Origin of the sequence: Enterobacter cloacae complex sp. S2 (assembly GCF_015159675.1) — a bacterium.
In the GTDB taxonomy this organism is placed as follows: Bacteria; Pseudomonadota; Gammaproteobacteria; order Enterobacterales; family Enterobacteriaceae; genus Enterobacter; species Enterobacter intestinihominis.
The window spans coordinates 1-24316 of the sequence record NZ_JADDTS010000018.1 but is presented as its reverse complement, the minus strand read 5'-3'; the positions used below and the strand labels follow the sequence as shown (position 1 = coordinate 24316).

23 protein-coding genes are annotated in these 24316 nt (G+C 56.8%); 7 read left to right on the top strand and 16 right to left on the bottom strand.

The annotated features are described in order from the left end of the window. Window positions 1–184 precede the first annotated feature (184 nt). On the top strand, window positions 185–1852 hold the full coding sequence (gene ettA / locus IPZ49_RS09600) for an energy-dependent translational throttle protein EttA (RefSeq protein WP_014882470.1): 1668 nt from the start codon (window positions 185–187) through the stop codon (window positions 1850–1852). Window positions 1853–1980: 128 nt separating this feature from the next. On the opposite strand, the gene IPZ49_RS09595 is transcribed toward ettA, so the two are convergent. Further along, window positions 1981–2880: a LysR family transcriptional regulator gene (locus tag IPZ49_RS09595; protein WP_063146401.1), complete on the bottom strand. Its 900-nt coding sequence runs from the start codon at window positions 2878–2880 to the stop codon at window positions 1981–1983. Between the two features lie 107 nt (window positions 2881–2987). Here IPZ49_RS09595 and IPZ49_RS09590 point away from each other — a divergent pair, with 107 nt between their 5' ends. After that, entirely contained in the window at window positions 2988–3989 is a 1002-nt protein-coding gene (locus IPZ49_RS09590) for a zinc-binding alcohol dehydrogenase family protein (protein WP_063146400.1), read from the top strand. A gap of 111 nt (window positions 3990–4100) precedes the next feature. Here IPZ49_RS09590 and nadR read toward each other — a convergent pair whose 3' ends face one another. The 3 genes from nadR to serB all read right to left on the bottom strand — a co-directional run bounded on the left by nadR (window position 4101) and on the right by serB (window position 7798). Continuing rightward, window positions 4101–5333 (bottom strand): multifunctional transcriptional regulator/nicotinamide-nucleotide adenylyltransferase/ribosylnicotinamide kinase NadR, encoded by a 1233-nt coding sequence (gene nadR, locus IPZ49_RS09585; protein ID WP_063146399.1) that lies wholly within the window; start codon window positions 5331–5333, stop codon window positions 4101–4103. Between the two features lie 35 nt (window positions 5334–5368). Next, window positions 5369–6754: a DNA repair protein RadA gene (gene radA / locus IPZ49_RS09580; RefSeq protein WP_003856523.1), complete on the bottom strand. Its 1386-nt coding sequence runs from the start codon at window positions 6752–6754 to the stop codon at window positions 5369–5371. 75 nt (window positions 6755–6829) lie between these two features. Then, on the bottom strand, window positions 6830–7798 hold the full coding sequence (serB, locus tag IPZ49_RS09575) for a phosphoserine phosphatase (RefSeq protein ID WP_003856524.1): 969 nt from the start codon (window positions 7796–7798) through the stop codon (window positions 6830–6832). 117 nt (window positions 7799–7915) lie between these two features. Between serB and IPZ49_RS09570 the strand changes: the two genes are divergently transcribed. Together IPZ49_RS09570 and lplA are read left to right on the top strand one after the other, a co-directional pair. Further along, window positions 7916–8560: a YtjB family periplasmic protein gene (locus IPZ49_RS09570; protein ID WP_015572615.1), complete on the top strand. Its 645-nt coding sequence runs from the start codon at window positions 7916–7918 to the stop codon at window positions 8558–8560. 39 nt (window positions 8561–8599) lie between these two features. Then, a complete protein-coding gene (lplA, locus tag IPZ49_RS09565; RefSeq protein ID WP_063146397.1) occupies window positions 8600–9616 on the top strand; it encodes a lipoate--protein ligase LplA in 1017 nt (338 codons plus the stop codon). A gap of 85 nt (window positions 9617–9701) precedes the next feature. On the opposite strand, the gene deoD is transcribed toward lplA, so the two are convergent. From deoD to deoC, 4 genes are all read right to left on the bottom strand, one after another. Beyond that, a complete protein-coding gene (gene deoD / locus IPZ49_RS09560; RefSeq protein ID WP_003856538.1) occupies window positions 9702–10421 on the bottom strand; it encodes a purine-nucleoside phosphorylase in 720 nt (239 codons plus the stop codon). Between the two features lie 125 nt (window positions 10422–10546). Then, window positions 10547–11770, bottom strand: a complete 1224-nt coding sequence (gene deoB / locus IPZ49_RS09555) for a phosphopentomutase (RefSeq protein WP_063146396.1) — start codon at window positions 11768–11770, stop codon at window positions 10547–10549. A 53-nt stretch (window positions 11771–11823) separates the two neighbouring features. Next, complete coding sequence (gene deoA, locus IPZ49_RS09550; protein WP_023299277.1) at window positions 11824–13146, bottom strand: thymidine phosphorylase; 1323 nt, start codon at window positions 13144–13146, stop codon at window positions 11824–11826. Between the two features lie 100 nt (window positions 13147–13246). Continuing rightward, on the bottom strand, window positions 13247–14026 hold the full coding sequence (gene deoC, locus IPZ49_RS09545) for a deoxyribose-phosphate aldolase (RefSeq protein WP_003856543.1): 780 nt from the start codon (window positions 14024–14026) through the stop codon (window positions 13247–13249). Between the two features lie 263 nt (window positions 14027–14289). Between deoC and IPZ49_RS09540 the strand changes: the two genes are divergently transcribed. After that, window positions 14290–15825, top strand: a complete 1536-nt coding sequence (locus IPZ49_RS09540; RefSeq protein WP_063146395.1) for a YjjI family glycine radical enzyme — start codon at window positions 14290–14292, stop codon at window positions 15823–15825. Continuing rightward, window positions 15800–16660 carry a YjjW family glycine radical enzyme activase gene (locus tag IPZ49_RS09535; RefSeq protein ID WP_046619840.1) on the top strand — a complete coding sequence of 287 codons (861 nt, stop codon included), beginning with the start codon at window positions 15800–15802 and terminating at the stop codon, window positions 16658–16660. The genes IPZ49_RS09540 and IPZ49_RS09535 overlap by 26 nt, the downstream gene beginning before the upstream one ends. Here the strand turns inward: IPZ49_RS09535 and IPZ49_RS09530 are convergent. From IPZ49_RS09530 to IPZ49_RS09495, 8 genes are all read right to left on the bottom strand, one after another. Then, window positions 16655–17437, bottom strand: a complete 783-nt coding sequence (locus IPZ49_RS09530) for a TatD family hydrolase (protein ID WP_063146394.1) — start codon at window positions 17435–17437, stop codon at window positions 16655–16657. The two genes, IPZ49_RS09535 and IPZ49_RS09530, sit on opposite strands and share 6 nt — an antisense overlap. Further along, complete coding sequence (locus IPZ49_RS09525; protein ID WP_023299272.1) at window positions 17434–18486, bottom strand: patatin family protein; 1053 nt, start codon at window positions 18484–18486, stop codon at window positions 17434–17436. The genes IPZ49_RS09530 and IPZ49_RS09525 overlap by 4 nt, the downstream gene beginning before the upstream one ends. A 122-nt stretch (window positions 18487–18608) precedes the next feature. Continuing rightward, window positions 18609–18770 carry a DUF1328 domain-containing protein gene (locus IPZ49_RS09520; RefSeq protein ID WP_003856556.1) on the bottom strand — a complete coding sequence of 54 codons (162 nt, stop codon included), beginning with the start codon at window positions 18768–18770 and terminating at the stop codon, window positions 18609–18611. A 125-nt stretch (window positions 18771–18895) separates the two neighbouring features. After that, the gene (gene osmY, locus IPZ49_RS09515; RefSeq protein WP_022646982.1) at window positions 18896–19513 is read right to left on the bottom strand and encodes a molecular chaperone OsmY; all 618 of its coding nucleotides are present in this window, start codon (window positions 19511–19513) and stop codon (window positions 18896–18898) included. 304 nt (window positions 19514–19817) lie between these two features. Then, window positions 19818–21407 carry a peptide chain release factor 3 gene (gene prfC, locus IPZ49_RS09510; RefSeq protein ID WP_022646981.1) on the bottom strand — a complete coding sequence of 530 codons (1590 nt, stop codon included), beginning with the start codon at window positions 21405–21407 and terminating at the stop codon, window positions 19818–19820. 92 nt (window positions 21408–21499) lie between these two features. Further along, window positions 21500–22177 (bottom strand): pyrimidine 5'-nucleotidase, encoded by a 678-nt coding sequence (yjjG, locus tag IPZ49_RS09505; RefSeq protein ID WP_063146393.1) that lies wholly within the window; start codon window positions 22175–22177, stop codon window positions 21500–21502. Between the two features lie 19 nt (window positions 22178–22196). Further along, on the bottom strand, window positions 22197–22640 hold the full coding sequence (gene rimI, locus IPZ49_RS09500; RefSeq protein WP_022646979.1) for a ribosomal protein S18-alanine N-acetyltransferase: 444 nt from the start codon (window positions 22638–22640) through the stop codon (window positions 22197–22199). Beyond that, entirely contained in the window at window positions 22609–23022 is a 414-nt protein-coding gene (locus IPZ49_RS09495; protein WP_022646978.1) for a DNA polymerase III subunit psi, read from the bottom strand. The genes rimI and IPZ49_RS09495 overlap by 32 nt, the downstream gene beginning before the upstream one ends. Before the next feature lie 102 nt (window positions 23023–23124). Here IPZ49_RS09495 and rsmC point away from each other — a divergent pair, with 102 nt between their 5' ends. Further along, the gene (gene rsmC / locus IPZ49_RS09490; RefSeq protein ID WP_023299269.1) at window positions 23125–24153 is read left to right on the top strand and encodes a 16S rRNA (guanine(1207)-N(2))-methyltransferase RsmC; all 1029 of its coding nucleotides are present in this window, start codon (window positions 23125–23127) and stop codon (window positions 24151–24153) included. Window positions 24154–24316: the final 163 nt, after the last annotated feature.

The window sequence follows — 24316 nt, the reverse complement described above, 5'->3', positions numbered from 1 at the left end:
ACGTTAAAGTTACCTCAACTTATGCTAACCAGGCATCCCACAACGCGCCACGTCATGGACACTTTTTTACCTTTCTTGCGCGTTTTAACACTCCCGACGTTCCTGGCTGGGATTAGGGCGTGAAAAAGGCTACACTTCGAGGCTGAAATTCATTCTCATCACGATAAAAGAGGCGAAGTCCAACGTGGCTCAATTCGTTTATACCATGCATCGTGTCGGCAAAGTTGTCCCGCCGAAACGTCATATTCTTAAAAATATCTCGCTGAGCTTTTTCCCGGGCGCAAAAATCGGTGTTCTGGGTCTCAACGGTGCCGGTAAGTCCACCCTGCTGCGCATCATGGCCGGCATCGATACAGACATCGAAGGTGAAGCCCGTCCGCAGCCTGGCATCAAGATCGGCTACCTGCCGCAGGAACCTCAGCTGAACCCGGAACACACCGTGCGTGAATCCGTTGAAGAAGCGGTATCCGAAGTGGTTAACGCCCTGAAAGGTCTGGATGAAGTGTATGCCAAATACGCCGAGCCGGATGCGGACTTCGACAAACTGGCCGCTCAGCAAGGCAAATTTGAAGAGATTATCCAGGCGCACGACGGTCACAACCTGAACGTGCAGCTGGAGCGCGCGGCAGATGCCCTGCGTCTGCCGGACTGGGATGCGAAAATCGCGAATCTCTCCGGTGGTGAACGTCGCCGCGTGGCGCTGTGCCGCCTGCTGCTGGAAAAACCAGACATGCTGCTGCTCGACGAACCGACCAACCACCTGGATGCGGAATCCGTGGCGTGGCTGGAACGCTTCCTGCACGACTTCGAAGGCACCGTGGTGGCAATTACCCACGACCGCTACTTCCTCGACAACGTGGCGGGCTGGATCCTGGAGCTGGACCGCGGCGAAGGTATTCCGTGGGAAGGTAACTACTCCTCCTGGCTGGAACAGAAAGATCAGCGTCTGGCGCAGGAAGCGTCTCAGGAAGCGGCGCGCCGTAAGTCTATTGAGAAAGAGCTGGAGTGGGTTCGTCAGGGCGCGAAAGGCCGTCAGTCCAAGGGCAAAGCCCGTCTGGCGCGCTTCGAAGAGCTGAACAACACCGAATACCAGAAGCGTAACGAAACCAACGAACTGTTTATCCCGCCTGGAGCACGTCTGGGGGATAAAGTGGTTGAAGTGACCAACCTGCGTAAGTCATACGGCGACCGCCTGCTGATCGACGATCTGACCTTCTCCGTACCGAAAGGTGCGATTGTGGGCATTATCGGTCCGAACGGCGCGGGTAAATCCACCCTGTTCCGCATGATGTCCGGTCAGGAACAACCTGACAGCGGCTCTATCACCCTGGGTGAGACCGTGAAGCTGGCCTCCGTTGACCAGTTCCGTGACGCGATGGACAACAGCAAAACCGTGTGGGAAGAAGTCTCCGGCGGTCTGGATATCATGCGTATCGGCAACACCGAGATGCCAAGCCGCGCCTATGTTGGCCGCTTTAACTTCAAGGGCACCGACCAGGGCAAACGCGTGGGCGAGCTGTCTGGCGGTGAGCGTGGTCGTCTGCACCTGGCGAAGCTGCTTCAGGTTGGCGGCAACGTTCTGCTGCTCGATGAACCTACCAACGACCTGGACATCGAAACCCTGCGCGCGCTGGAAAACGCCCTGCTGGAATTCCCGGGCTGCGCCATGGTTATCTCGCACGACCGCTGGTTCCTTGACCGTATCGCGACCCACATTCTGGACTACCAGGACGAAGGTAAAGTGGAGTTCTTCGAAGGTAACTTCACCGAATACGAAGAGTACAAGAAACGCACGCTGGGCGCAGACGCGCTGGAGCCGAAGCGTATTAAGTACAAGCGTATTGCGAAATAAAAGCAAAACGGCAACTTCGGTTGCCGTTTTTTATGTTTGTTCCCTCTCCGCGTGGGAGAGGGCCTGGGTGAGGGCATCAGGCCGCACAGTGTGTAGGCCGGGTAAGGCGAAGCCACCACCCGGCTTTTTTATTTGCCCACGTAATACCGCTTCACCTCATCAAACTGCATCGCAAAGTCGATATAGCTCATCAGCGCAGGCGAATTGAGCTTACGGCTCGGATAGGCCAGCCAGAGATCGTTCCCCTCAACGCGCCACTCCGGTAGCACCTTTACCAGCGCGCCCTTTTCAATTTTATCTTCCAGCAGGAATGCGGGTAACAGCGTGATCCCCGCCCCGGCAATGGCGCATTCTCGGGCGTACACCAGGTTATCCGTCATGTGGGCGTTATCCGGCAGGTAGCGGTAATCCTCACTCTCGCTTCGCAGAAGCCACTCCGACCATGCCCGGTGCGTAATGCAGCGGTGATCCACCAGCTGTCGTGGATGGATTAACGGCGCCCGACGTGCCAGATAGTCAGGCGAGGCCAGCATGTAGCGCGGACAGTGCCCAATCATGCGGCCAATCAGGGAAGAATCCTGCGGTTTGCCGGTGCGCAGCGCCACGTCAAAGCCCGACTCGACCAGATCCACCACATCGTCTGAAATTGATACATCCAGCGACACGTCAGGGTAGCGAAGCTGGAACTCGGCATTCATATGCGCCAGCAGCGTCGCGCCAATCCCTGCCGGACAGGTGATCCTCAGCCGTCCGCTGGGGTTTTCTCGCAGCCGCTGAATGGCATACTCCGCGCGCTCGCTGGCCGCCAGCATCTCGCGGCAGTGCACCAGATAGTGCTCGCCCGCAAACGTCAGGCTTATTCTGCGCGTCGTGCGGTTAAGCAGGCGGATCCCCACCTGCTGCTCCAGCTGGCTGATGCGCTGGCTGACGCTGGATTTCGGCAGCTCAGCTTTCAGCGCCGCCGCGGTAAAGCTGCCCATCTCAGCCACCAGCGCAAACAGCGCCATATCCTGTAGCTGTTTAAACATGATTGTTCACCCTGTACGAACGCTGAGTTCTTGATTGTCCATCTTATCATGCAGCTGACCACTTAATAGACTAGCCTCAACACAACGCATTCATTGAGGAGAACACCATGTCTGTTAAAGCCATTGCCGTTAACCCAGAAAATCCCTCCACCTTCGTTGAAATCACCCCGCCGATGCCGCAGCCCGGCGAGTACGATCTGCTGGTGGAGGTGAAAGCCGTCTCCGTAAACCCGGTGGACACCAAGGTACATGCAGGCATTGCTAAAAGCGGGTTGAAGGAGCCGCGCATTCTCGGGTGGGATGCCAGCGGGATCGTCAAAGCCGTCGGGGCTGGCGTCACCGGATTCAAACCGGGTGACGAAATATGGTACGCGGGGGATATCACCCGACCGGGCAGCAATACCACGCACCAGCTTATCGATGCGCGCATTGTCGGGCACAAGCCTGCAAACCTTGGCTGGGCCTCTGCGGCAGCACTGCCGCTGACGGCGCTCACCGCGTGGGAAGGCCTGTTTGAACGGCTGAAGATTCAGGATGCCGACGCAGATAAAACGCTGCTGATAATTGGCGGCGCGGGTGGAGTCGGATCGCTGGCGATCCCGTTTGCGAAGCACAACAGCAAGGTGAAGATCGTCGCAACCGCCTCACGAGAAGATTCCGCCCGATGGTGTCGCGATCGCGGGGCTGACGTTGTCGTAGATTACCGCGACCTGAAGGGTGAACTGGCGAAACAGGGGCTCACCTTTGTGGATTACATTTTTATCCTCAACGACACCGACGGGCACTGGGATGCGGTCAGCGATCTGATTGCCCCTCAGGGACACATTTGTTCCATCGTTGAAAATGCGCATCCGCTAAACCAGGACAAGCTGAAGTCCAAATCTGCCGCCCTGCACTGGGAATTTATGTACACCCGCAGCATGTACCAGACCGCGGATATGGCGCGCCAGGGCGAGATTTTAAATGAGGTGGCGAAGCTGGTGGATAACGGCGTGGTGGAAAGCTCGCTCAGCGAAACGCTGCACGGGCTGAGCGTGGAAAGCATTACCGAAGCGCACCGCATGGTGCTGGAGGGGCATATGCGTGGGAAAGTGGTGGTTGAGTTCTGAGTGGTTTGTTCCACCTCACCCTGCCCTCTCCCCACGGGGGAGAGGGTAAAGACAGCTCCGTGCGATCCCCTCTCCCCTTTGGGGAGAGGGTTAGGGTGAGGGGTAAGTTTTTTACCCCTGCTCACCCATCATCTCTTTCACCAGCTCGACGCAGCGCAGGAAACGGGTGTCGTAATCCGACTCTTCCACATGCACAAACTCAACGTTGTTCTCGTTAAGCATCTCCACCAGCATGGTCTGGAACTCACGCCTGTCTACCGAGCTGCCCAGGCTGCGCATGCCGTCGGCTACCCATGGGGTGTTGTTTTCCAGCAGGATAACCAGATCAAAGCGGTATTCATCAATCAGCGCCTGCACAAACGGGTGCTCGCGCCCCTCGTACTTTTTACAGAATGCCTGCGTGGTGACGAAATCGGTATCAATAAAGGCGACTTTATTGGCGTATTTCACCGCGAAATCAATGTACTGGGCATGACCAAGAGCGATTTTATCGTAGTCGGAATACTGTAATGCCATCTCGTCACCACCGAGGTGTGAGAAGACGTAATCGCGGCCATACTCCCACGCACTGGTGGTATTGAAGATATTCGCCAGCTTATTCACCAGCGTCGATTTCCCGCTCGACTCGCCGCCGAGGATCGCCACCGTACGCACGAAGAACGGCTTCACCTCGGTCGGAATGTAGTCCCAGTAGCGGAACGGGTTCTCGCGGATCTGCGCCCCGCTGATGTTCATAAAGGTGCGTTTAGGATCGATCAGCACGGTTTCGATAGCCAGATGCTCGCGGAACTGTGGCGCGTCGGACTCTTCAGAGGTGTAGATCCAGTTAGGCGCAATGCCCTTCTCTTCCATAAACGCTTTGATGCCGTTGCTCCACACGTCCCAGCCGTGCGGGTACGGCTCCATGCCCTCTTCGTTAAAGGCATGAATACGAATATTTTTCTGATACTTAAATGTCTGAAGTAGCCAGCGCAGGCGGTCCGGCACGGTGGGCTGCTGCGACATGGCGCTGTCTTCAAACAGCTGGCGATCGCGGGTTTCATCATAACCCATGATGATATGCAGCTCGTCGACCTGGCTACAGGCGCGCTGGATCAGATAGATATGCCCGGTATGCAGCGGGTAGAACTTACCGAACACCACGCCAATGTTCTTTTGCATCCGCGGAAATTCAAGCCCCAGAAAACGGTGCAGCGCTTCCAGCTTCTGCGCGCTGGGGCTTTTGATTTTGGCGTTCAGCAGTTGGCTCAGGTAGCCCTTGGTCATGCCGCTGGCGTCCGCTACCTGCTGTAACGTGCAGCCCTTCTGGCGGATAGCGGTCTTGATGTAGTCAAATGATGACATAAATTACGGTGCCTCCTGCAAAATCGAATACGTAATTATAAGTCGTCAAAGACATTTAACGCATCTGCGAGTTTTTTAACGCCAAAAACCTGCATCCCTTCCGGGATTTTTTTCGGCACGTTGGCGGCCGGAACAATTGCGCGGCGGAAGCCATGTTTTGCCGCTTCGGAGATACGCTCCTGACCGCTCGGCACCGGGCGAATTTCGCCCGCCAGCCCTACTTCGCCAAATACCACCAGATCCTGCGGCAACGGTCTGTCGCGCAGGCTGGAGACCATCGCCAGCAACAGCGCCAGATCCGCGCTGGTTTCCGTAACCTTCACCCCACCAACCACGTTGACGAACACGTCCTGATCCGCCATTTGCAGGCCGCCGTGACGGTGCAACACCGCCAGCAGGATCGCCAAGCGGTTCTGTTCCAGACCGACCGCCACGCGCCGCGGGTTGCCCATCATCGAGTGATCCACCAGCGCCTGAATTTCAACCAGCAGCGGACGCGTCCCCTCCCACAGCACCATCACCGAACTACCGGACGTAATTTCGTCGCCACGGCTCAGGAAGATGGCCGACGGGTTGCTGACTTCGCGCAGCCCCTGCTCGGTCATGGCAAACACGCCCAGTTCATTCACCGCGCCGAAGCGGTTTTTATGGCTGCGCAGGGTACGAAAACGGGAATCCGCATCGCCGTCGAGCATCACCGAGCAGTCGATACAGTGCTCAAGCACTTTCGGGCCGGCCAGCGAGCCGTCTTTGGTGACGTGGCCCACCATCACTATCGCTACGCCGCGCGTTTTGGCAAAGCGCGTTAAGTACGCAGCCGTTTCACGCACCTGCGCCACGCTCCCCGGTGACGACTGAATGTCCGCCATGTGCATCACCTGGATGGAGTCGATCACCATCAGCTTCGGCTGCTCTTCTTCGGCGATCATGCAGATCTGCTCGATGCTGGTTTCCGAGAGCATATTCAGATTGCCGGTCGGCAGACCGAGGCGGTGCGCGCGCATCGCCACCTGCTGGAGTGACTCTTCGCCCGTGACGTACAGGGTTTTCATCTGTTCGGCGAGCTTGCAGAGCGTTTGCAGCAGCAGGGTCGATTTACCCGCGCCCGGGTTACCGCCGATCAGAATAGCGCTGCCCGGCACTACGCCACCGCCGAGCACGCGGTCAAATTCTTTGAATCCGGTTGAGAAGCGCGGCAGCGCCTCAAGGCTGATATCCGAAAGTTTTTGTACCTTCGACACGCCTGCATTGCCCGCATAGCCGCTCAGGCGTTCATTGCGGGCCACGCTCGGCGAAGCCGCCACACCACGCACTTCGGTGATGGTGTTCCAGGCATGACAGGCGCTGCATTGCCCCTGCCAGCGCGGATAATCCGCACCACATTCATTACAGACAAATGCGCGTTTTGGAGCTTTCGCCACGGTTTACCTCGTTATTTCTGTGCGGTCTGCGCGCCGGATAGCGCTGACGCTTACCCGGCCTACAAAAGCAGGCCGCTATTTTTGATTAATGCTGCCGGAGAGAATGCAGAACACGCCCATCAGGTCAGCATGACGGATAGTGACTTCCGTCTTTTCATTCACTTTCGGCTTGGCGTGGTAGGCAATACCCAGTCCGGCAACTTTGATCATCGGCAGATCGTTCGCGCCATCGCCGATGGCGACGGTCTGTTCGACCGGAATGGCGTATTTCTCCGCCAGACGCGTCAGCGTATTGGCTTTGTACTGCGCATCCACGATGTCGCCAATCACTTGTCCGGTGAGTTTGCCGTCCATGATCTCCAGCTCGTTTGCCACCACGGTGGTCAGACGCAGCTTGTCACGCAGGTAATCGGCAAAGAAGGTGAACCCACCGGAGGCAATCGCCACTTTCCAGCCGAGCGTCTCCAGCTTGAGCACCAGCTGCGTCAGCCCTGGCATCAGGGGCAGTTCATCGCGCACCTGACGCAAAATGTTAGCATCGGCCCCCTTCAGGGTCGCCACGCGCTGTCTCAGGCTGGCGGTGAAATCCAGCTCGCCGCGCATCGCGCGCTCGGTGACTTCAGCCACCAGCTCGCCGCTACCCGCCAGTTTAGCAATCTCATCAATACATTCGATCTGAATGGCGGTGGAGTCCATGTCCATTACCAGCAGGCCGGGCGTTTTCAGGTGCGGAATTTTGCCGAGCGGGGCTACGTCCAGCCCGGCGTCGTGCGCCAGACGCGTGGCGCGCTGCGTCAGGGAACCCGCCAGGCGAATAACCTGATAATCTTCCACGCACCAGGCCGCAACGATGACCATCGCTGCGCCCAGTTTAGTTTGATACTGGGTGAGGCGTTGCTTATCCAGGCCGCGTCCGTACAGCAGCCAGCCGCTACGGCCAGCGTGGTAATCGAGAGGCATCACCTCATCGCCACTTAAAGAGAGCGGCAATCCTGGCCATAAAGAGACATCCGTTGGCAGGTCGCACCAGGTAATGTTCGGCATTGAAGCTCCTGTAATTTCGTTCGCGCCGGAAGGTTCCAGAGGGAAAATAACGCATGAGGCTACCCTGTAACCATCACTTCTGGCAACATTAAGCCGTAAATTTTAAGCAGGTGGAATATGGCTCGCGCAAAACTGAAATTCCGGCTTCATCGCGCCGTGATTGTCCTGATCTGTCTCGCACTATTAGTGGCGCTTATGCAAGGGGCATCCTGGTTTAGCCAGAATCACCAACGACAGCGTAACCCGCAGTTTGAAGAACTGGCCCGTACGCTGGCGCGCCAGGTGACGCTCAACGTTGCGCCGTCTATGCGCACCGAAACGCCGGATGACAAGCGGATAGCCCAGGTATTGCGCCAGCTTACGGAAAACAGCCGCATTCTGGATGCGGGCGTGTACGATGAACAGGGCGACCTGATTGCCCGCGCGGGTGAGCATGTCGACGTGCGCGACAGGCTGGCGCTGGACGGCAAAAAAGCTGGCGGTTATTTCAATCAACAAATCGTTGAACCCATTCAGGGCAAGAATGGCCCACTCGGCTATTTACGTCTGACACTCGACACCCACACCCTGCCAACCGAAGCCAAACAGGTGGATAACACCACCAATATTTTGCGCCTGATGCTGCTGCTCTCGCTGGCGATTGGCGTGGTACTGGCGCGCACGCTGCTGCAAGGCAAGCGCACCCGCTGGCAGCAGTCGCCGTTCCTGTTAACCGCCAGCAAATCGGTTCCCGAAGAGGAAGAGAGCGAGAAGAAAGAATAGTGATAAAGTAGGCGGATGATTCGGAAAAGGAACTCTGCCATGTCGACGTTACGCCTGCTTATCTCTGACTCTTACGATCCCTGGTTTAATCTCGCGGTGGAAGAGTGCATCTTCCGCCAGATGCCCGCCACCCAGCGCGTCCTGTTTCTCTGGCGCAACGCTGATACGGTCGTTATTGGCCGCGCGCAAAATCCGTGGAAAGAGTGTAACACCCGCCGTATGGAAGAGGACAACGTCCGCCTGGCGCGCCGCAGCAGCGGCGGCGGTGCGGTGTTCCACGATCTCGGCAACACCTGCTTTACCTTTATGGCGGGCAAGCCGGAATACGACAAAACCATCTCGACCTCCATTGTGCTCAATGCGCTCAATTCGCTCGGCGTGACGGCTGAAGCCTCGGGTCGTAACGATCTGGTAGTGAAAACACCTGAAGGCGACCGGAAAGTGTCAGGCTCAGCCTACCGCGAAACGATGGATCGCGGATTCCACCACGGCACATTATTGCTGAATGCCGATCTGAGCCGTCTGGCAAACTATCTGAACCCGGACAAGAAAAAGCTCCAGGCGAAAGGCATTACCTCCGTGCGCGGTCGCGTGGCGAATCTGGTGGATCTGCTGCCGGGGATTACTCATCAGCAGATTTGCGACGCGATCCGTGAAGCCTTTTTCAAGCATTACGGTGAACGCGTAGAAGCCGAGGTGATTTCTCCGGATAAAACCCCGGACCTGCCCAACTTCGCGGAAACCTTTGCGCGCCAGAGCAGCTGGGAGTGGAACTTCGGTCAGGCACCGGCGTTTTCACACCTGCTGGATGAGCGATTTACCTGGGGCGGCGTTGAGCTGCACTTTGACGTGGAGAAGGGCCATATCACCCGCACGCAGGTCTTTACGGATAGTCTCAATCCTGCACCGCTGGAGGCGCTGGCCGCACGTTTACAGGGCTGTCTGTATCGGGCGGATATGTTGCAGCAGGAGTGTGATGCATTAATTGGGGATTTTCCGGAGCAGGAAAAAGAGCTGCGGGATGTATCGGCGTGGATTGCTCAGGCCGTGCGCTAGTAAAAAAGCCCGCTGGCGCTGCGCTTAGCGGGCCTACAAAACCGTAGGCCGGGTCAGGCGAGGCCGCCACCCGGCACAACAGCTCTTACTCTTTATCGCCCAGCAGAACGGATTCCAGCGCGATTTTGATCATGTCGTTGAAGGTGGTCTGACGCTCGGCAGCGGTGGTCTGCTCGTGAGTACGGATATGGTCAGACACGGTGCAGATGGTCAGCGCTTTCGCACCGAATTCAGCCGCCACGCCGTAGATACCGGCCGCTTCCATTTCCACGCCCAGAATGCCGTATTTTTCCATCACGTCGAACATGTCGCCTTCTGGCGAGTAGAACAGATCGGCAGAGAACAGGTTGCCCACGCGCGCGTCAACGCCCAGCGCTTTTGCTGCGTCAACCGCGTTACGCACCATGTCAAAGTCAGCGATGGCCGCAAAGTCATGATCTTTAAAGCGAATGCGGTTGACTTTAGAGTCGGTGCACGCGCCCATGCCGATCACCACGTCACGCAGCTTAACATCCATGCGCACCGCGCCGCAGGAGCCGACACGGATGATTTTCTTCACGCCGAAATCGGTGATCAGCTCTTTGGTGTAGATGGAGCAGGATGGGATACCCATGCCGTGACCCATCACGGAGATTTTGCGGCCTTTATAGGTACCGGTGAAGCCCAGCATGCCACGCACGTTGTTCACTTCACGCACGTCTTCCAGGAAGGTTTCTGCAATGTGTTTCGCGCGCAGCGGGTCGCCCGGCATCAATACGACGTCAGCGAAATCACCCATTTCTGCATTAATGTGAGGAGTTGCCATCTTCAGTTCCTTTTACATTGTTGTTTTTGCCGGGTGGCGGCTGCGCCTTACCCGGCCTACATTCTCTTCTCCCTCTCCCACAGGGAGAGGGTCGGGGTGAGGGCATCAGGCCTCACCCAATCCGTTTAGAACATAGCCTTGCCATATTCCATGTCAGACGTACCAAAGTATTTCGCAATCGTCTGGCCGATGTCCGCGAAGGTTTCACGATGACCCAGCGAGCCCGGTTTGACTTTCGGGCCGTACACCAGCACCGGAATGTGCTCACGGGTGTGGTCGGTACCGGTCCAGGTCGGGTCACAGCCATGGTCAGCGGTCAGGATCAGAATGTCATCTTCCCCCACCAGCTCCATCAACTCTGGCAGACGGCGGTCAAACAGCTCCAGACCCGCAGCATACCCGGCGACGTCGCGACGGTGACCCCAGGAGGAGTCGAAGTCCACGAAGTTGGTGAAGACAATGGTCTTGTCGCCCGCTTCTTTCATCTCTTTGATGGTGGCGTCGAACAGCGCATCCAGACCGGTCGCTTTAACCTTTTTGGTGATGCCGCAGTTAGCGTAGATGTCCGCGATTTTACCTACGGAAATGACCTGGCCGTCTTTCTCGTCGACGAGTTTTTGCAGCACGGTCGGCGCCGGTGGCTCCACGGCCAGATCGTGACGGTTGCCGGTACGCTGGAAGTTACCCGCTTTGTCGCCGATAAACGGACGCGCGATAACACGGCCAATATTGTAGCCGCCTTCGGTCAGCTCTTCACGGGCGATCTCGCACAGCTCGTACAGTTTATCCAGGCCAAACGTCTCTTCGTGGCAGGCGATCTGGAACACAGAGTCAGCAGAGGTATAGAAAATCGGTTTGCCGGTTTTCATGTGCTCTTCGCCGAGCTGATCCAGAATCACGGTACCGGAAGAGTGGCAGTTGCCGAGGTAGCCCGGCAGGTTGGCGCGCTTCACCAGCTTATCGAGCAGCTCCTGCGGGAAGCTGTTCTCGTGATCGGAGAAGTAACCCCAGTCAAACAGCACCGGCACGCCAGCGATTTCCCAGTGACCGGACGGCGTATCTTTACCGGAAGAGAGCTCGTGCGCCCACGCGTAGGCGCCCACCACTTCCGCGTTTCCGTCCATACCGGCTGCGATTTTACCGGTAGAACCTTCATGCGCTTTTACCAGCCCGAGGCGGGTCAGGTTTGGCAGATTCAGAGGGCCTTTACGACCGTTGTCCGCTTCGCCTTTTGCACAGGCTTCCGCGATGTGACCCAGGGTATCGGAACCCACGTCACCAAAACGTTCTGCATCTTCGGTTGCGCCGATGCCGAATGAGTCCAGCACCATAATAAATGCACGTTTCATAATTGTTCTCCGTACTTAGTGCTTCATAAAAATGCGATCAGATCAGTATACCGCTATTCAGTGATACGACGATAGACCGTCGGTGTGGTTTCCGGTGCTTTATCGTCAAGAGTTATTGCCGCCTTCACCGCTTTCGCCGCGTCCTGCCAGCTGGCTTCGTCTTTCGCGTGGATCACCGCCAGCGGACGTTGGCCGTCAACGCTGTCGCCCAGACGGGCCATATCGGTAAAGCCGACGCTGTAATCAATGGTGTCCGATGCCTGACGACGACCGCCGCCCATAGACACGACCGCCATGCCGAGCGCGCGGGTATCCATAGCCGAGACGAAGCCTTCGCTGTCCGCATAGACCGCTTTGCTGAGCATCGCGGTGGGCAGGTATTTCGCGTAGTTTTCCACGAAGTCGGTCGGGCCTTTCTGCGCCGCCACCATCCGACCAAAGATCTCCGCCGCTTTGCCGTTGTCCAGCACCGCCTGAAGCTTCGCGCGCGCGTCAGCGTCGTCTTTGGCCAGCTTGCCGGAGATGAGCATCTCAACGCACAGCGCCATGGTGACATCGAACAGGCGCGGGTTACGGTATTCGCCTGTGAGGAACTGCACGGCCTCGCGGACTTCAACGGCGTTACCGGCGCTGGACGCCAGCACCTGGTTCATGTCCGTCAGCAGTGCGGTGGTGCGCACGCCCGCGCCGTTGGAAACGCCAACGATCGCTTCAGCCAGCGCCTCAGAGAGTTCATAGGTCGGCATAAACGCGCCGCTGCCCACTTTCACATCCATCACCAGTGCATCCAGCCCTTCCGCCAGCTTTTTGGCGAGGATAGAGGCGGTGATCAGCGGGATGGAGTCTACGGTCGCGGTAATGTCACGCGTCGCGTAGAAACGCTTGTCTGCTGGCGCAAGAGAGCTGGTCTGGCCGATAATCGCCACGCCAACGTCTTTAATAATGTCGCGGAAGCGGTTGTCATCCGGGAAGATATCGAAGCCCGGAATGGCTTCCAGTTTGTCGAGCGTACCGCCGGTATGACCCAGGCCGCGCCCGGAAATCATCGGGATGTAACCGCCGCAGGCTGCCACCATCGGGCCAAGCATCAGGGAGGTCACGTCGCCCACGCCGCCGGTGGAGTGTTTGTCCACAATCGGGCCGTTGAGGTTAAGGCTTTTCCAGTCCAGAACGGTTCCTGAATCTCGCATCGCCATGGTCAGTGACACGCGCTCAGGCATCGACATATCGTGGAAGAAAATGGTCATCGCCAGAGCCGCAATCTGCCCTTCAGAGATGGTGTTATCACGAATGCCGTTGATAAAGAAGCGGATCTCTTCGTCGCTTAATGCATGACCATCACGTTTTTTACGAATAATTTCTTGTGCGAGAAACACGGTAACCTCCATGCGGAATCGGGTGAATGGCGGCGGGTATGTTGACCCGCCCTACGATCCTGTAGGCCGGGTTAGCGTAGCGCCACCCGGCAATTCAAACTTAGTAGCTGCTTGCGCTCTTACCGTCACCGTGACCCAGCGCTTTCAGCAGGCTGGCCAGCAGGCTGGACGCGCCGAAGCGGTAGTGGCGGGAGTCCGCCCAGTCGGCGCCGAACAGCTCGTCGGCAATCGCCAGAAACTGCTGCGCGTCTTCTGCGGTACGCACGCCGCCTGCCGGTTTGAAGCCAACGGTTTTGGACACGCCCATATCACGGATAACTTCCATCATGATGCGCGCGCTTTCCGGAGTCGCGTTGACCGGCACTTTACCGGTAGAGGTTTTAATGAAATCCGCGCCCGCTTTGATAGAGATTTCAGACGCTTTACGAATCAGCGCCTCTTCTTTCAGCTCGCCGGTTTCGATGATCACTTTAAGCAGCACGTTTGCCGCCGCACATGCGTCTTTACAGGCTTTCACCAGGTCAAAACCGACCTGCTCGTTGCCGGCGATCAGCGCGCGGTACGGGAAAACCACGTCAACTTCGTCTGCGCCGTACGCAATCGCCGCGCGGGTTTCCGCCAGCGCGATCTCGATGTCGTCATTACCGTGCGGGAAGTTAGTCACGGTCGCAATGCGCACGTCCGGCGTGCCCTGTTCTTTCAGCGTTTTGCGGGCAATCGGGATAAAGCGCGGGTAGATACAGACGGCGGCGGTATTACCCACTGGCGTTTTTGCCTGATGGCACAGGGCGATGACTTTTTCATTGGTGTCGTCATCATTCAGGGTGGTCAGGTCCATCAGTTTCAACGCGCGCAGGCTGCTTGCAGTTAAATCGGTCATAACATTCTCCAACGGCAGTGCCGTATAAATTTTACCTTGCGGGTCTGTGAGTATTCTAACATTCACCCGCATCCACACTTCGACATTCATCACAGTTAATGAAAACTGTGTGCAAATTTGCATTACTGTAATGAGATCTTCTTCAAACTTTCATGCGTCAACCGCCGACAAAAGCAGCGATACCCCCTGTCGGATCAAAAGCCCCGGCAGGCTGGCTTCTTACAATTCGTTCACCATCCGCAGAACCCTCAAGGAAGTTGAACATGCCCGACGCCCTGCAACAACGATGCCAGCACATTGTGACCAGCCCGGTGTTAACCCCGGAACAAAAACGTCATTTTCTGGCGCTGGAAGCGGAGAACAATCTGCTCTATCCCACTCTGCCAGAGGCGGCCCGCGCCGCGCTGGACGAGGGATACATCTGCGACATGTTCGAAGGCCATGCGCCTTACAAACCGCGCTACGTGCTGCCGGACTACGCTAAATTTCTGGCTAACGGCTCAGAATGGCTGGAGCTGGAAGGGGCGAAAGATCTGGATGATGCCCTCTCACTGCTCACTATCCTTTATCACCATGTTCCGTCCGTCACATCGATGCCAGTCTATCTGGGTCAGCTCGATGAGATACTCAACCCATATGTTAAAATTCTAACACAGGATGAAATCGATAGCCGAATAAAACGTTTCTGGCGTTACCTGGACAGAACCCTGCCCGATGCCTTTATGCATGCCAATATCGGCCCGGCGGATACGCCCGTCACGCGTGCCATTTTGCGAGCGGACGCAGAGCTGAAGCAGGTCGCGCCGAACCTGACCTTTATTTACGACCCGGACGTCACCCCTGACGATCTGCTGATGAGCGTGGCGAAAAACATTTGTGAGTGTAGTAAGCCGCATATATCCAATGGCCCGGTAAATGATAAAATTTTCACAAAAGGTCGCTATGGCGTGGTGAGCTGTTACAACTCCCTGCCGCTGGCGGGCGGCGGCAGCACGCTGGTGCGCCTTAACCTGAAAGCGATTGCGGAGCACAGCCGCTCACCGGAAGACTTTTTCACCCGTACCCTTCCCCACTACTGCCAGCAACAAATCGCGATCATCAATGCGCGCTGCGATTTTTTATATGAACAATCCGGCTTCTTTGAGAATAGCTTCCTGGTGAAAGAGGGGCTGATTGATGCCGATCGTTTTGTACCGATGTTTGGCATGTACGGTCTGGCCGAAGCGGTAAACGTGCTGTGCGAGAAAGCAGGCATTACGGGACGGTACGGTAAAAACGAGCAGGCCAATGCGCTGGGTTACCGCATCAGTGAACAGCTGGCGGCGTTCGTTGAAAACACGCCGGTGAAACACGGCTGGCAGCACCGCGCGATGCTGCACGCGCAGTCAGGGATCAGTTCTGATTCAGGCACCACGCCGGGGGCGCGTCTGCCGTACGGTGACGAGCCAGATCCCATCAGCCACCTGCTGGCCGTAGCCCCGCACCATAAACACTATCATTCGGGGATCAGCGATATTCTCACCCTGGATGAGACGGTTAAACGCAATCCTGAGGCGGTGGTGCAGCTGTGCCTGGGGGCGTTCAACGCCGGTATGCGTGAGTTCACCGCGAATGTGGCCGGAAACGACCTGGTGCGCGTTACCGGGTATATGGTGCGGCTCTCCGATCTGGAGAAATATCGGGAGGCCGGCTCGCGCACCAACACCACCTGGCTCGGCGAGGAGGCCGCGCGCAATACCCGTATTCTGGAACGTCAGCCACGCGTGATAAGCCATGAACAGCAGATGCGCTTTAGTTAGTCAGGTTATTCCCTTCTCCTGCGTGGACGGGCCGGGCAGCCGCCTGGCGCTGTTCCTCCAGGGCTGTAACCTGCGCTGCAAAACCTGCCACAACCCGTGGACCATCGGGCGCTGCAACGACTGCGGCGACTGTGTTCCCCACTGTCCTCATGATGCGCTGACGATTCAGGCCGGGCGCGTCTGGTGGCAGGAGAGTCACTGTCAGCAGTGCGATACCTGCCTGCACCTGTGTCAGCAGCAGGCGACGCCGATGGCGCAGCGATACAGCGTCGAGGAGATCCTCTCACGGATCCGCACGTCCGCGCCGTTTATTGAGGGCGTGACCGTCAGCGGGGGTGAGGCCACCACGCAGCTGCCGTTTGTGGTTGCGCTGTTCACCGCGATCAAAGCCGATCCGTCCCTGCGCCATCTGACGTGCCTGGTGGACAGCAACGGCCTGTTAAGCGAAACCGGCTGGCAAAAGCTGTTACCGGTGTTTGACGGCGCGATGGTGGATCTGAAAGCCTGGGGCAATGAACATCACCGTTTTCTGACCGGGCGCGAAAACACGCTGATCAAGCAGAGTATCCGCTGGCTGGCCGATCGTCATCGCCTGACGGAGCTGCGCCTGCTGGTGATCCCCGATCGGTGTGATTATCTGCAACATCTGTCATCGCTGACCGCTTTTATCCACGCGTTGGGGAACGTTCCGGTGCGGATCAACGCGTTTCATGCCCATGGGGTTTACGGGGAGGCGGCGCGATGGCGGAGCGCCACGCCGGAGGACATCGAGCCGCTGGCGCAGGCCCTGGAACGACAGCAGATCACGGTGATCCGCCCGGCCCTTTATCTATAGCGTGATGCCGAAGACCGCGCGGGTATTTTCCAGCAGCGCGCTGGCAATCACATCTTCAGGCTCCTGACGCAGCTCGCACAACACATCAAAAACGCGCGCCGCCTGCTCCGGACGGTTGGGCTGGCCCTGAAAACCATTCAGCGGCATGTCAGGGGCATCCGTTTCCAGCAGGAGCGAAGACAGGGGGAGCTGCGCCATCACATCCCGGGTTTTGCTGGCACGCGGATAGGTGATAGTGCCACCGACACCAATTTTATAGCCCAGCTCGATAAAACGCTGCGCCTGCTGAAGGCTTCCAGCGAAACCATGGACCACGCCCCTGCGCGGCACGTCGATGCGCTTCAGGTGCATCGCCAGTTTGTCATGGGTGCGCCTGGAGTGGAGGATCACCGGCAGATCGTGGCGCTTTGCCAGCCGGAGCTGCGCATCCAGGATCGTCTGCTGGCGTTCAAACTGCGGATCTTCACGATAGAGATCGAGGCCGATCTCACCGATGGCAACCAGCTTCGTATCCGCGTTTTGCAGCGTGGCATCCAGCCTGTCGAGATGGTCATCAAGATGGTGCTCAATCACGATCGGATGCAGACCCAGCGCGGCATACAGCGCATCGTGACCCTGGGCAAGCGCCAGGACTTTCTCGAATCTCGCCGCTTCAATAGCGGGCACAATAATGGCTCTCACACCGGCCTCAGCCGCACGCGCAATACTTGATGTTTCCACCCCGCTAAACGGCGGGAAATCAAAGTGGCAATGGGTATCGATAAAAGAGTGCGTCACGCCAGGTCCTCGTTATCGAGTATGCCGTCGTTGGCCTGCGGCGCGTCCACCAGCGGCATCGCCACCGCGTCATTGGCCACACTAGCGGGTGGCAATATGATGCTTTTATGCCGATGAAGAGGCGGTTGCTCGGCCAGCATTTTCCCGACGGTCGCCAGGAAGTAACGCCCGCATAGCCGCCCCGTTTTGTAATCCATACGCAACGCAGGCAGCCGACTGCCCAGCGCCATGCTCAGCAGCGGCTTCGGCGGGTAAATTTCAAAGATGCGCAGCTTGCCCGGTGGTTTTTCAATAAAACGCTGCATCGCGCCGTAGGTGGTTTCATGCTGCTTCGCGATATTCACCAGCGGTTGCAGGCTGCTGTCGCCCAGCCAGCGTTCCATCCGCTTAAACCACTGTGGGGTGTAATACATCTGAGAAGGCACCGTGCGGATCACCACAATGGTTTTCGCCCCGCGACGTGCGGCCTCCTGTACCGGCACCGCGTCGCTGATACCGCCGTCAAGATAGTTTATCCCCTCCAGCAGCGCCCCGGTACGGTAGAAACCCGGGATCGCGCTGGAAGCGCGAATGATATCCAGCCAGTTCTCTTTCTGCGGCGAAAAGTAACCCGGTGAATAGTCATCGCCACGGCTGGCGCACATCCAGAACGCTTTGCCGGTATCGAACAGTCGTGACGCGGTATCCATGGCCAGCGGCATCTGGCTGGAGGTGGCATCCAGTAACCAGTCGAGATCGATCAGGTTCCCGCCGCGCACGAAGCGTACCGGATTGAAGAATTCTTTGGAGGTGGTGTAGCGCATAATCACTTTGCGCGCATAGCCGGGCTGGTTGCAGACATAGGCGGAGAGGTTCTGCGCCCCGGCAGAGGTACCGAAGTAGAGATCGAACGGGTTGAATTGCGCGCGCATAAATTCGTCGAGCACGCCGGCGGTAAAAATACCGCGCTGCCCGCCCCCTTCACAGACCAGCGCAAGCTGGCCTGCATGAAACGGTTTTAACGTCAGCGGCGCAATATTGCCGAGCGTCACGGGAATTCGTTGCCCCACCTCTGCCTTCCTGTTTTCATTATTTTGATGAGACACAGTAACGCACATTCCCGATGGTTCTCAAACGAGAAAAAGCCAGTCACGAGGACTGGCTTGAGTTTGTTTAATAACTATTGCGTTTGCTACGGGCGACGTCGACCCGTAAACAGGCTGACCAGGAACAGAATAATACCGACGACGAAAACAATTTTCGCTGCCCATGCCGCGGTACCCGCCAGTCCACCAAAGCCCAATGCGGCGGCAATTAACGCGATAACCAGAAATATAATGCCCCAACGAAACATAAGCCTCTCCTTTACCATAGTTAATGTCGGCCGCTAAACGTGAGCGCTCAGGTCACTCACCGGCTTTTCCAGAGTCGTTTTTATTTCGCCCGCGGTTTTCAGCCAGACGGGCGAGTGGTACTGCTTTACTTCGTTTTCAGATCGTTTTTGACGCTTTTCACACCATCAATAGCTTTCGCAATTGACTCGGCACGATCGCTTTGTGCCTGGTTCTCAACCGTACCGGACAGCTGGACCACACCATCAGTGGTTTCAACTTTCACCATACGGGATGGCACGATGTCGTCAGCTAACAGTTTAGCTTTGATTTCGCTGGTAGTTGCTGCATCTCCGGCATAGCCCTTCACCGACGATTCTTTGCTGTCACGTACGTGCAGTTTGTCGCTTACAGAGCTTACGCCCTCAACGCCTTTCGCTACTTTAACGGCCTCTTCAGCCTGAGTCTGGCTTTCAACGAAACCGCTCAGAGTGACAACCTTATTGTCGGTTTTAACAGAAATATCGGTGCTCTTAATGGATTCATGATCCACCAGTGCGGCTTTCACTTTTGCTGTGATAGAGCTGTCATCCATGAAATTACCGACTTTATTCATAGAGCTATCGATTTTTTCCCCTGCGGTATTAGCGGTATTTTGCGCTTTATCCATGGTGCTGGATTCCGCCAGAGCAGAACCGCTTACCAGGACACTACCCAACGTTACAGCCAGCAGAGTTTTAGAAATCTTCAGTCTTGTCATATTCATCGATTTATTCCTGTGTTTTGCCCGTTATTTGGGCGACATACTTCCCTAAATCTTGGTTTTATATATTGCGAATTAACACACGGGCGAAATGGAGAACCAGTGGACATGCATTGAACAGTTAATTCATCCACGCCCGGTGCTAAACACTGAGTTAAATATAGATCACAATCAGAGGGGTGCATTCAGAATTGGGGAAAAAACGAACGAATAGCGAAAAATTACGTTGAATTAAGAACATTCCGCAAGGGTTTAATAACACTGGAATTAAAGAAGAGCACGGCGGCTGCCGTGCTCTGTGAGGGAATTAATGCTCGCGCGTTTTGCGGAACTGAACGTCGGGATAACGTTCCTGCGTCAGGTTCAGGTTAACCATAGTCGGGGCGATATAGGTCAGATTATCGCCACCGTCCAGCGCCAGCTGAACTTCGTTCTTACGCTTAAACTCTTCGAATTTCTTCACGTCTGAACATTCAACCCAGCGCGCGGTCGCCACGTTCACCGATTCGTAAATCGCTTCCACGTTGTACTCGCTCTTAAGACGGGCAACTACCACGTCAAACTGGAGCACACCCACCGCGCCCACGATCAGATCGTTGTTGGCGATAGGGCGGAACACCTGTACAGCCCCCTCTTCCGAAAGCTGGACCAGGCCTTTCAGCAGCTGCTTCTGCTTAAGCGGATCGCGCAGGCGAATGCGGCGGAACAGTTCCGGCGCGAAGTTCGGGATACCGGTGAACTTCATCATTTCGCCCTGCGTGAAGGTATCGCCGATCTGAATGGTACCGTGGTTGTGTAAACCAATGATGTCACCCGGATAGGCTTCTTCCACGTGCGAACGGTCGCCCGCCATGAAGGTCAGCGCGTCGGAGATCACTACGTCTTTACCAATACGCACCTGACGCAGCTTCATGCCCTTTTCGTACTTACCGGAAACCACGCGCATAAAGGCGACGCGGTCGCGGTGTTTCGGGTCCATGTTGGCCTGAATTTTAAAGACGAAGCCGGAGAACTTCTCTTCCTTCGCTTCTACTTCGCGGGTGTCGGTTTTACGCGGCATCGGCTGCGGGGCCCACTCAACCAGACCGTCGAGCATATGGTCAACGCCGAAGTTGCCGAGTGCAGTACCGAAGAAGACCGGGGTAATGTCACCGCTCAGGAACAGCTCTCTGTCGAACTCGTGAGAGGCGCCTTTGACCAGCTCAAGCTCATCGCGCAGTTGCGCGGCCAGCTCTTCACCGACAGCGGCGTCCAGCTCCGGGTTGTCCAGCCCTTTCACGATGCGGACTTCCTGAATGGTGTGGCCCTTACCGGTCTGATACAGGTAGGTTTCGTCTTTATAGAGGTGGTAAACCCCTTTGAACAGCTTGCCGCAGCCAATCGGCCAGGTGATTGGCGCGCAGGCGATTTTCAGCTCGTTTTCCACTTCATCCATCAGCTCCATCGGATCACGGATGTCACGGTCGAGTTTGTTCATAAAGGTGAGGATCGGCGTATCGCGCAGACGAGTGACTTCCATCAGCTTGCGGGTACGATCTTCAACACCTTTCGCGGCGTCGATCACCATCAGGCAGCAGTCCACCGCCGTCAGGGTACGGTAGGTATCTTCGGAGAAGTCTTCGTGCCCCGGGGTGTCCAGCAGGTTCACCAGGCAGTCATGATACGGGAACTGCATCACGGAGGTGGTAATCGAAATACCACGCTGCTTTTCCATCTCCATCCAGTCGGATTTAGCATGCTGGCTGGAGCCACGGCCTTTAACGGTACCCGCGGTCTGGATCGCCTGTCCGAACAGCAACACCTTCTCGGTGATGGTCGTTTTACCGGCATCCGGGTGCGAGATAATGGCAAAAGTGCGGCGTTTGGCCACCTCTTGCAGATAAGGAGACAACGTCATAATCAATTCTTCTTAGGTAAGCGCGGCAGCAGGCCGCGCATCATGGAATACGAAAAATGCGGCTATTTTACCCATCAACAGGGGGCAGGCAATCATTGTTTACACAGGAGCTGCTCCAGTTCGTTCAATGACGTAACGGTCCAGGTCGGCTCGATGCCTTCCGGCAGCGTGCGGCCATGCGTATTCAGCCAGACGGTCGACAGGCCCGATCTCATACCTCCCAGAATATCAGATTCTGCCGTATCCCCCACCATCAGCACGCGATCGCGGTCAGGATTGCCCGCTTGCGCCAGCGCATAATCGAAAATACGCGGATCCGGCTTCGGCACGCCTACCTCTTCGGAGATCACCAGCGCGTCGAAATGATCGCGCAAGCCAGTGCATTCAAGGCGGATCTGCTGAAGCGCGGTAAAGCCGTTGGTGATGATCCCAAGCTTCACCTTCCCTTTCAGCGAATCCAGCAGAGAAACGGCGCCGGGCAGCGGCGCGCAGATATCCGCCATCGCATTCAGGAAGGCCTCGTTCAGCACCCCAGGACTGATGTTTAACCGTTCAGCCCAGACGTCAAAACGCTGATGCTGAAGCTGTAACGCGGTGATGGCTCCGTTCTGGTAATCCACCCACAGCGGCTTGTTCACCGCCTGATAGTCCTGAAAATCTTCCGCGGTGAACGTCACGCTATAGTCGAGAAACATCCGCTGTAGGCCGCCGAACGAGTCAAACGTAAACAGCGTTTCGTCGGCATCAAAGAAAATCCAGTCCCATTTCATCGTTACAACCTTATTTTCGTTATCCAATCGGCAGAGCCATGATAATGGCGTCTTCACGTCCCTCTGCGGTGGGGTAGTAGTTACGGCGGATAGTCGCCTCGTTGAAGCCTAAGCTTTCATAGAGCGCGATGGCGGCGACATTGGACGCGCGCACCTCCAGCCACAGGGTGAAAACGTCACGGGTTTCCAGCTCACGAATGAGGTGCTCAAGCAGATCCCTGCCCAGCCCGCGGCGCTGGTAAGCGGGATCGACCGCGATATTAAACAGCGTCGCCTCGTCCAGAACGACCTGCGTGATGGCGAACGCGGCCATCGCACCGTCAACGTCCAGGCGGAGATTTAAATAGCGTTCGCCCTGATTGCTGGCAAACGTCTTTTCGCTCCACGGAAAGGCATGGGCGCGTGTTTCAATCGCGAACGCGGTGGCCAGGTCAGCCGTCGTGAGGGAAGAAATCGTGTTCATATTCGCAAATTTGTTGCCATAGCGCGCTACGCGCTTTTGGGTTGGCTTTCAGTTCGTCCAGCGCTGGCGAGCTGATCTGGCTTCCTTCAAGAGGTAGCTCATCCACCGCCCCGATTCGCCAGCTGTTACAGCGGCTGTCAGGGGGAAGCATCGCGACGCTTTCGGGCGCCAGCTGTAATACCTGATCGTTTGTCACCTTCAGGGTGCGAAGGACATCCTCAATCAGGGGTTCGTTCAGGGCAGGCGGCGCTTCTGCCACCATCACCAGGCGGACATGCGCAGGGATGGAGATGGCTATTTCGCCCCGCAACGCCGTCGGGCGACGCAAAGCCCACTGGGTGATGCCCAGCTGCTGCAACTGCCAGTCTCGTCGGGATGTCATAGCTAAAACTCCTGTCTCTCAGGCGCGCAAATATAGCAAATGTGTCGAAACTGCGCCATCTACCTACTATAATCCCCGCCTGAGTTTATTGAGGAACAATTCATGTCTGCATTTACCCCGGCAAGTGAAGTCTTGCTGCGTCACAGTGATGATTTCGAAGAAAGCCGTATTCTGTTTGCCGGAGATATGCAGGATGACCTGCCCGCACGTTTCGACTGTGCTGAAAGCCGTGCCCACACCCAATACTACCACCACTGGCAGGTGCTGAGCCGCCAGATGGGCGAGCGCGCACGCTTTAGCCTGGTGGCGGAGCAGAGCGATATTGCTGACTGCGATACGCTCATTTACTACTGGCCGAAGAACAAACCGGAAGCCCAGTTCCAGCTGATGAACCTGCTTTCTCTGCTGCCGATCGGCTGCGATATTTTTGTCGTCGGTGAGAACCGCAGCGGGGTGCGAAGCGCAGAGCAGATGCTCGAAGGCTACGCGCCGTTGACGAAAATCGACAGCGCCCGACGCTGCGGCCTGTATCATGGCCGTCTGGAAAAACAGACCACTTTTGATGCCAACACCTTCTGGGACGAGTACCAGCTTGACGGACTGACCATTAAAACCCTGCCGGGTGTGTTTAGCCGTGACGCGCTTGATACGGGCAGCAAGCTGCTGCTGTCCACCCTGACGCCGCACACCAAGGGCAAGGTGCTGGATGTCGGCTGTGGCGCGGGCGTGCTGTCAACGGTTCTCGCCAGCCACTCACCAAAAGTGCGTTTAACCCTGTGTGACGTGAGCGCCCCGGCGGTAGAAGCCAGCCGCGCCACGCTTGCTGCGAATGGCATTGAAGGCGAAGTGATTGCCAGCAACGTCTTCTCCGACGTGACCGGTCGCTTTGACATGATCATCTCTAACCCGCCGTTCCACGACGGGATGGAGACCAGCCTTGAAGCGGCGCAAACGCTGATCCGTGGCGCAACCCGTCACCTTAACAGCGGCGGTGAGCTACGTATTGTGGCGAATGCCTTCCTGGCGTATCCGAAAGTGCTGGATGAAACCTTCGGCTTCCACGAAGTAATCGCCCAGACAGGCCGCTTTAAGGTGTATCGCACCGTGATGACGCGCCAGGCGAAAAAGTAATTCCTCTGCCCGGCGATGGCTGACGCTGCCATCGCCCATTTTTGCAGCAATCAAAACAACGTGCGCAATTTTCTGTTGACGTAAAGCTGAAAACATCTAGAATGCGCCTCCGTGGTTACGATACTTTTACAGTGTCGATGGTATGCGAAGGTGGCGGAATTGG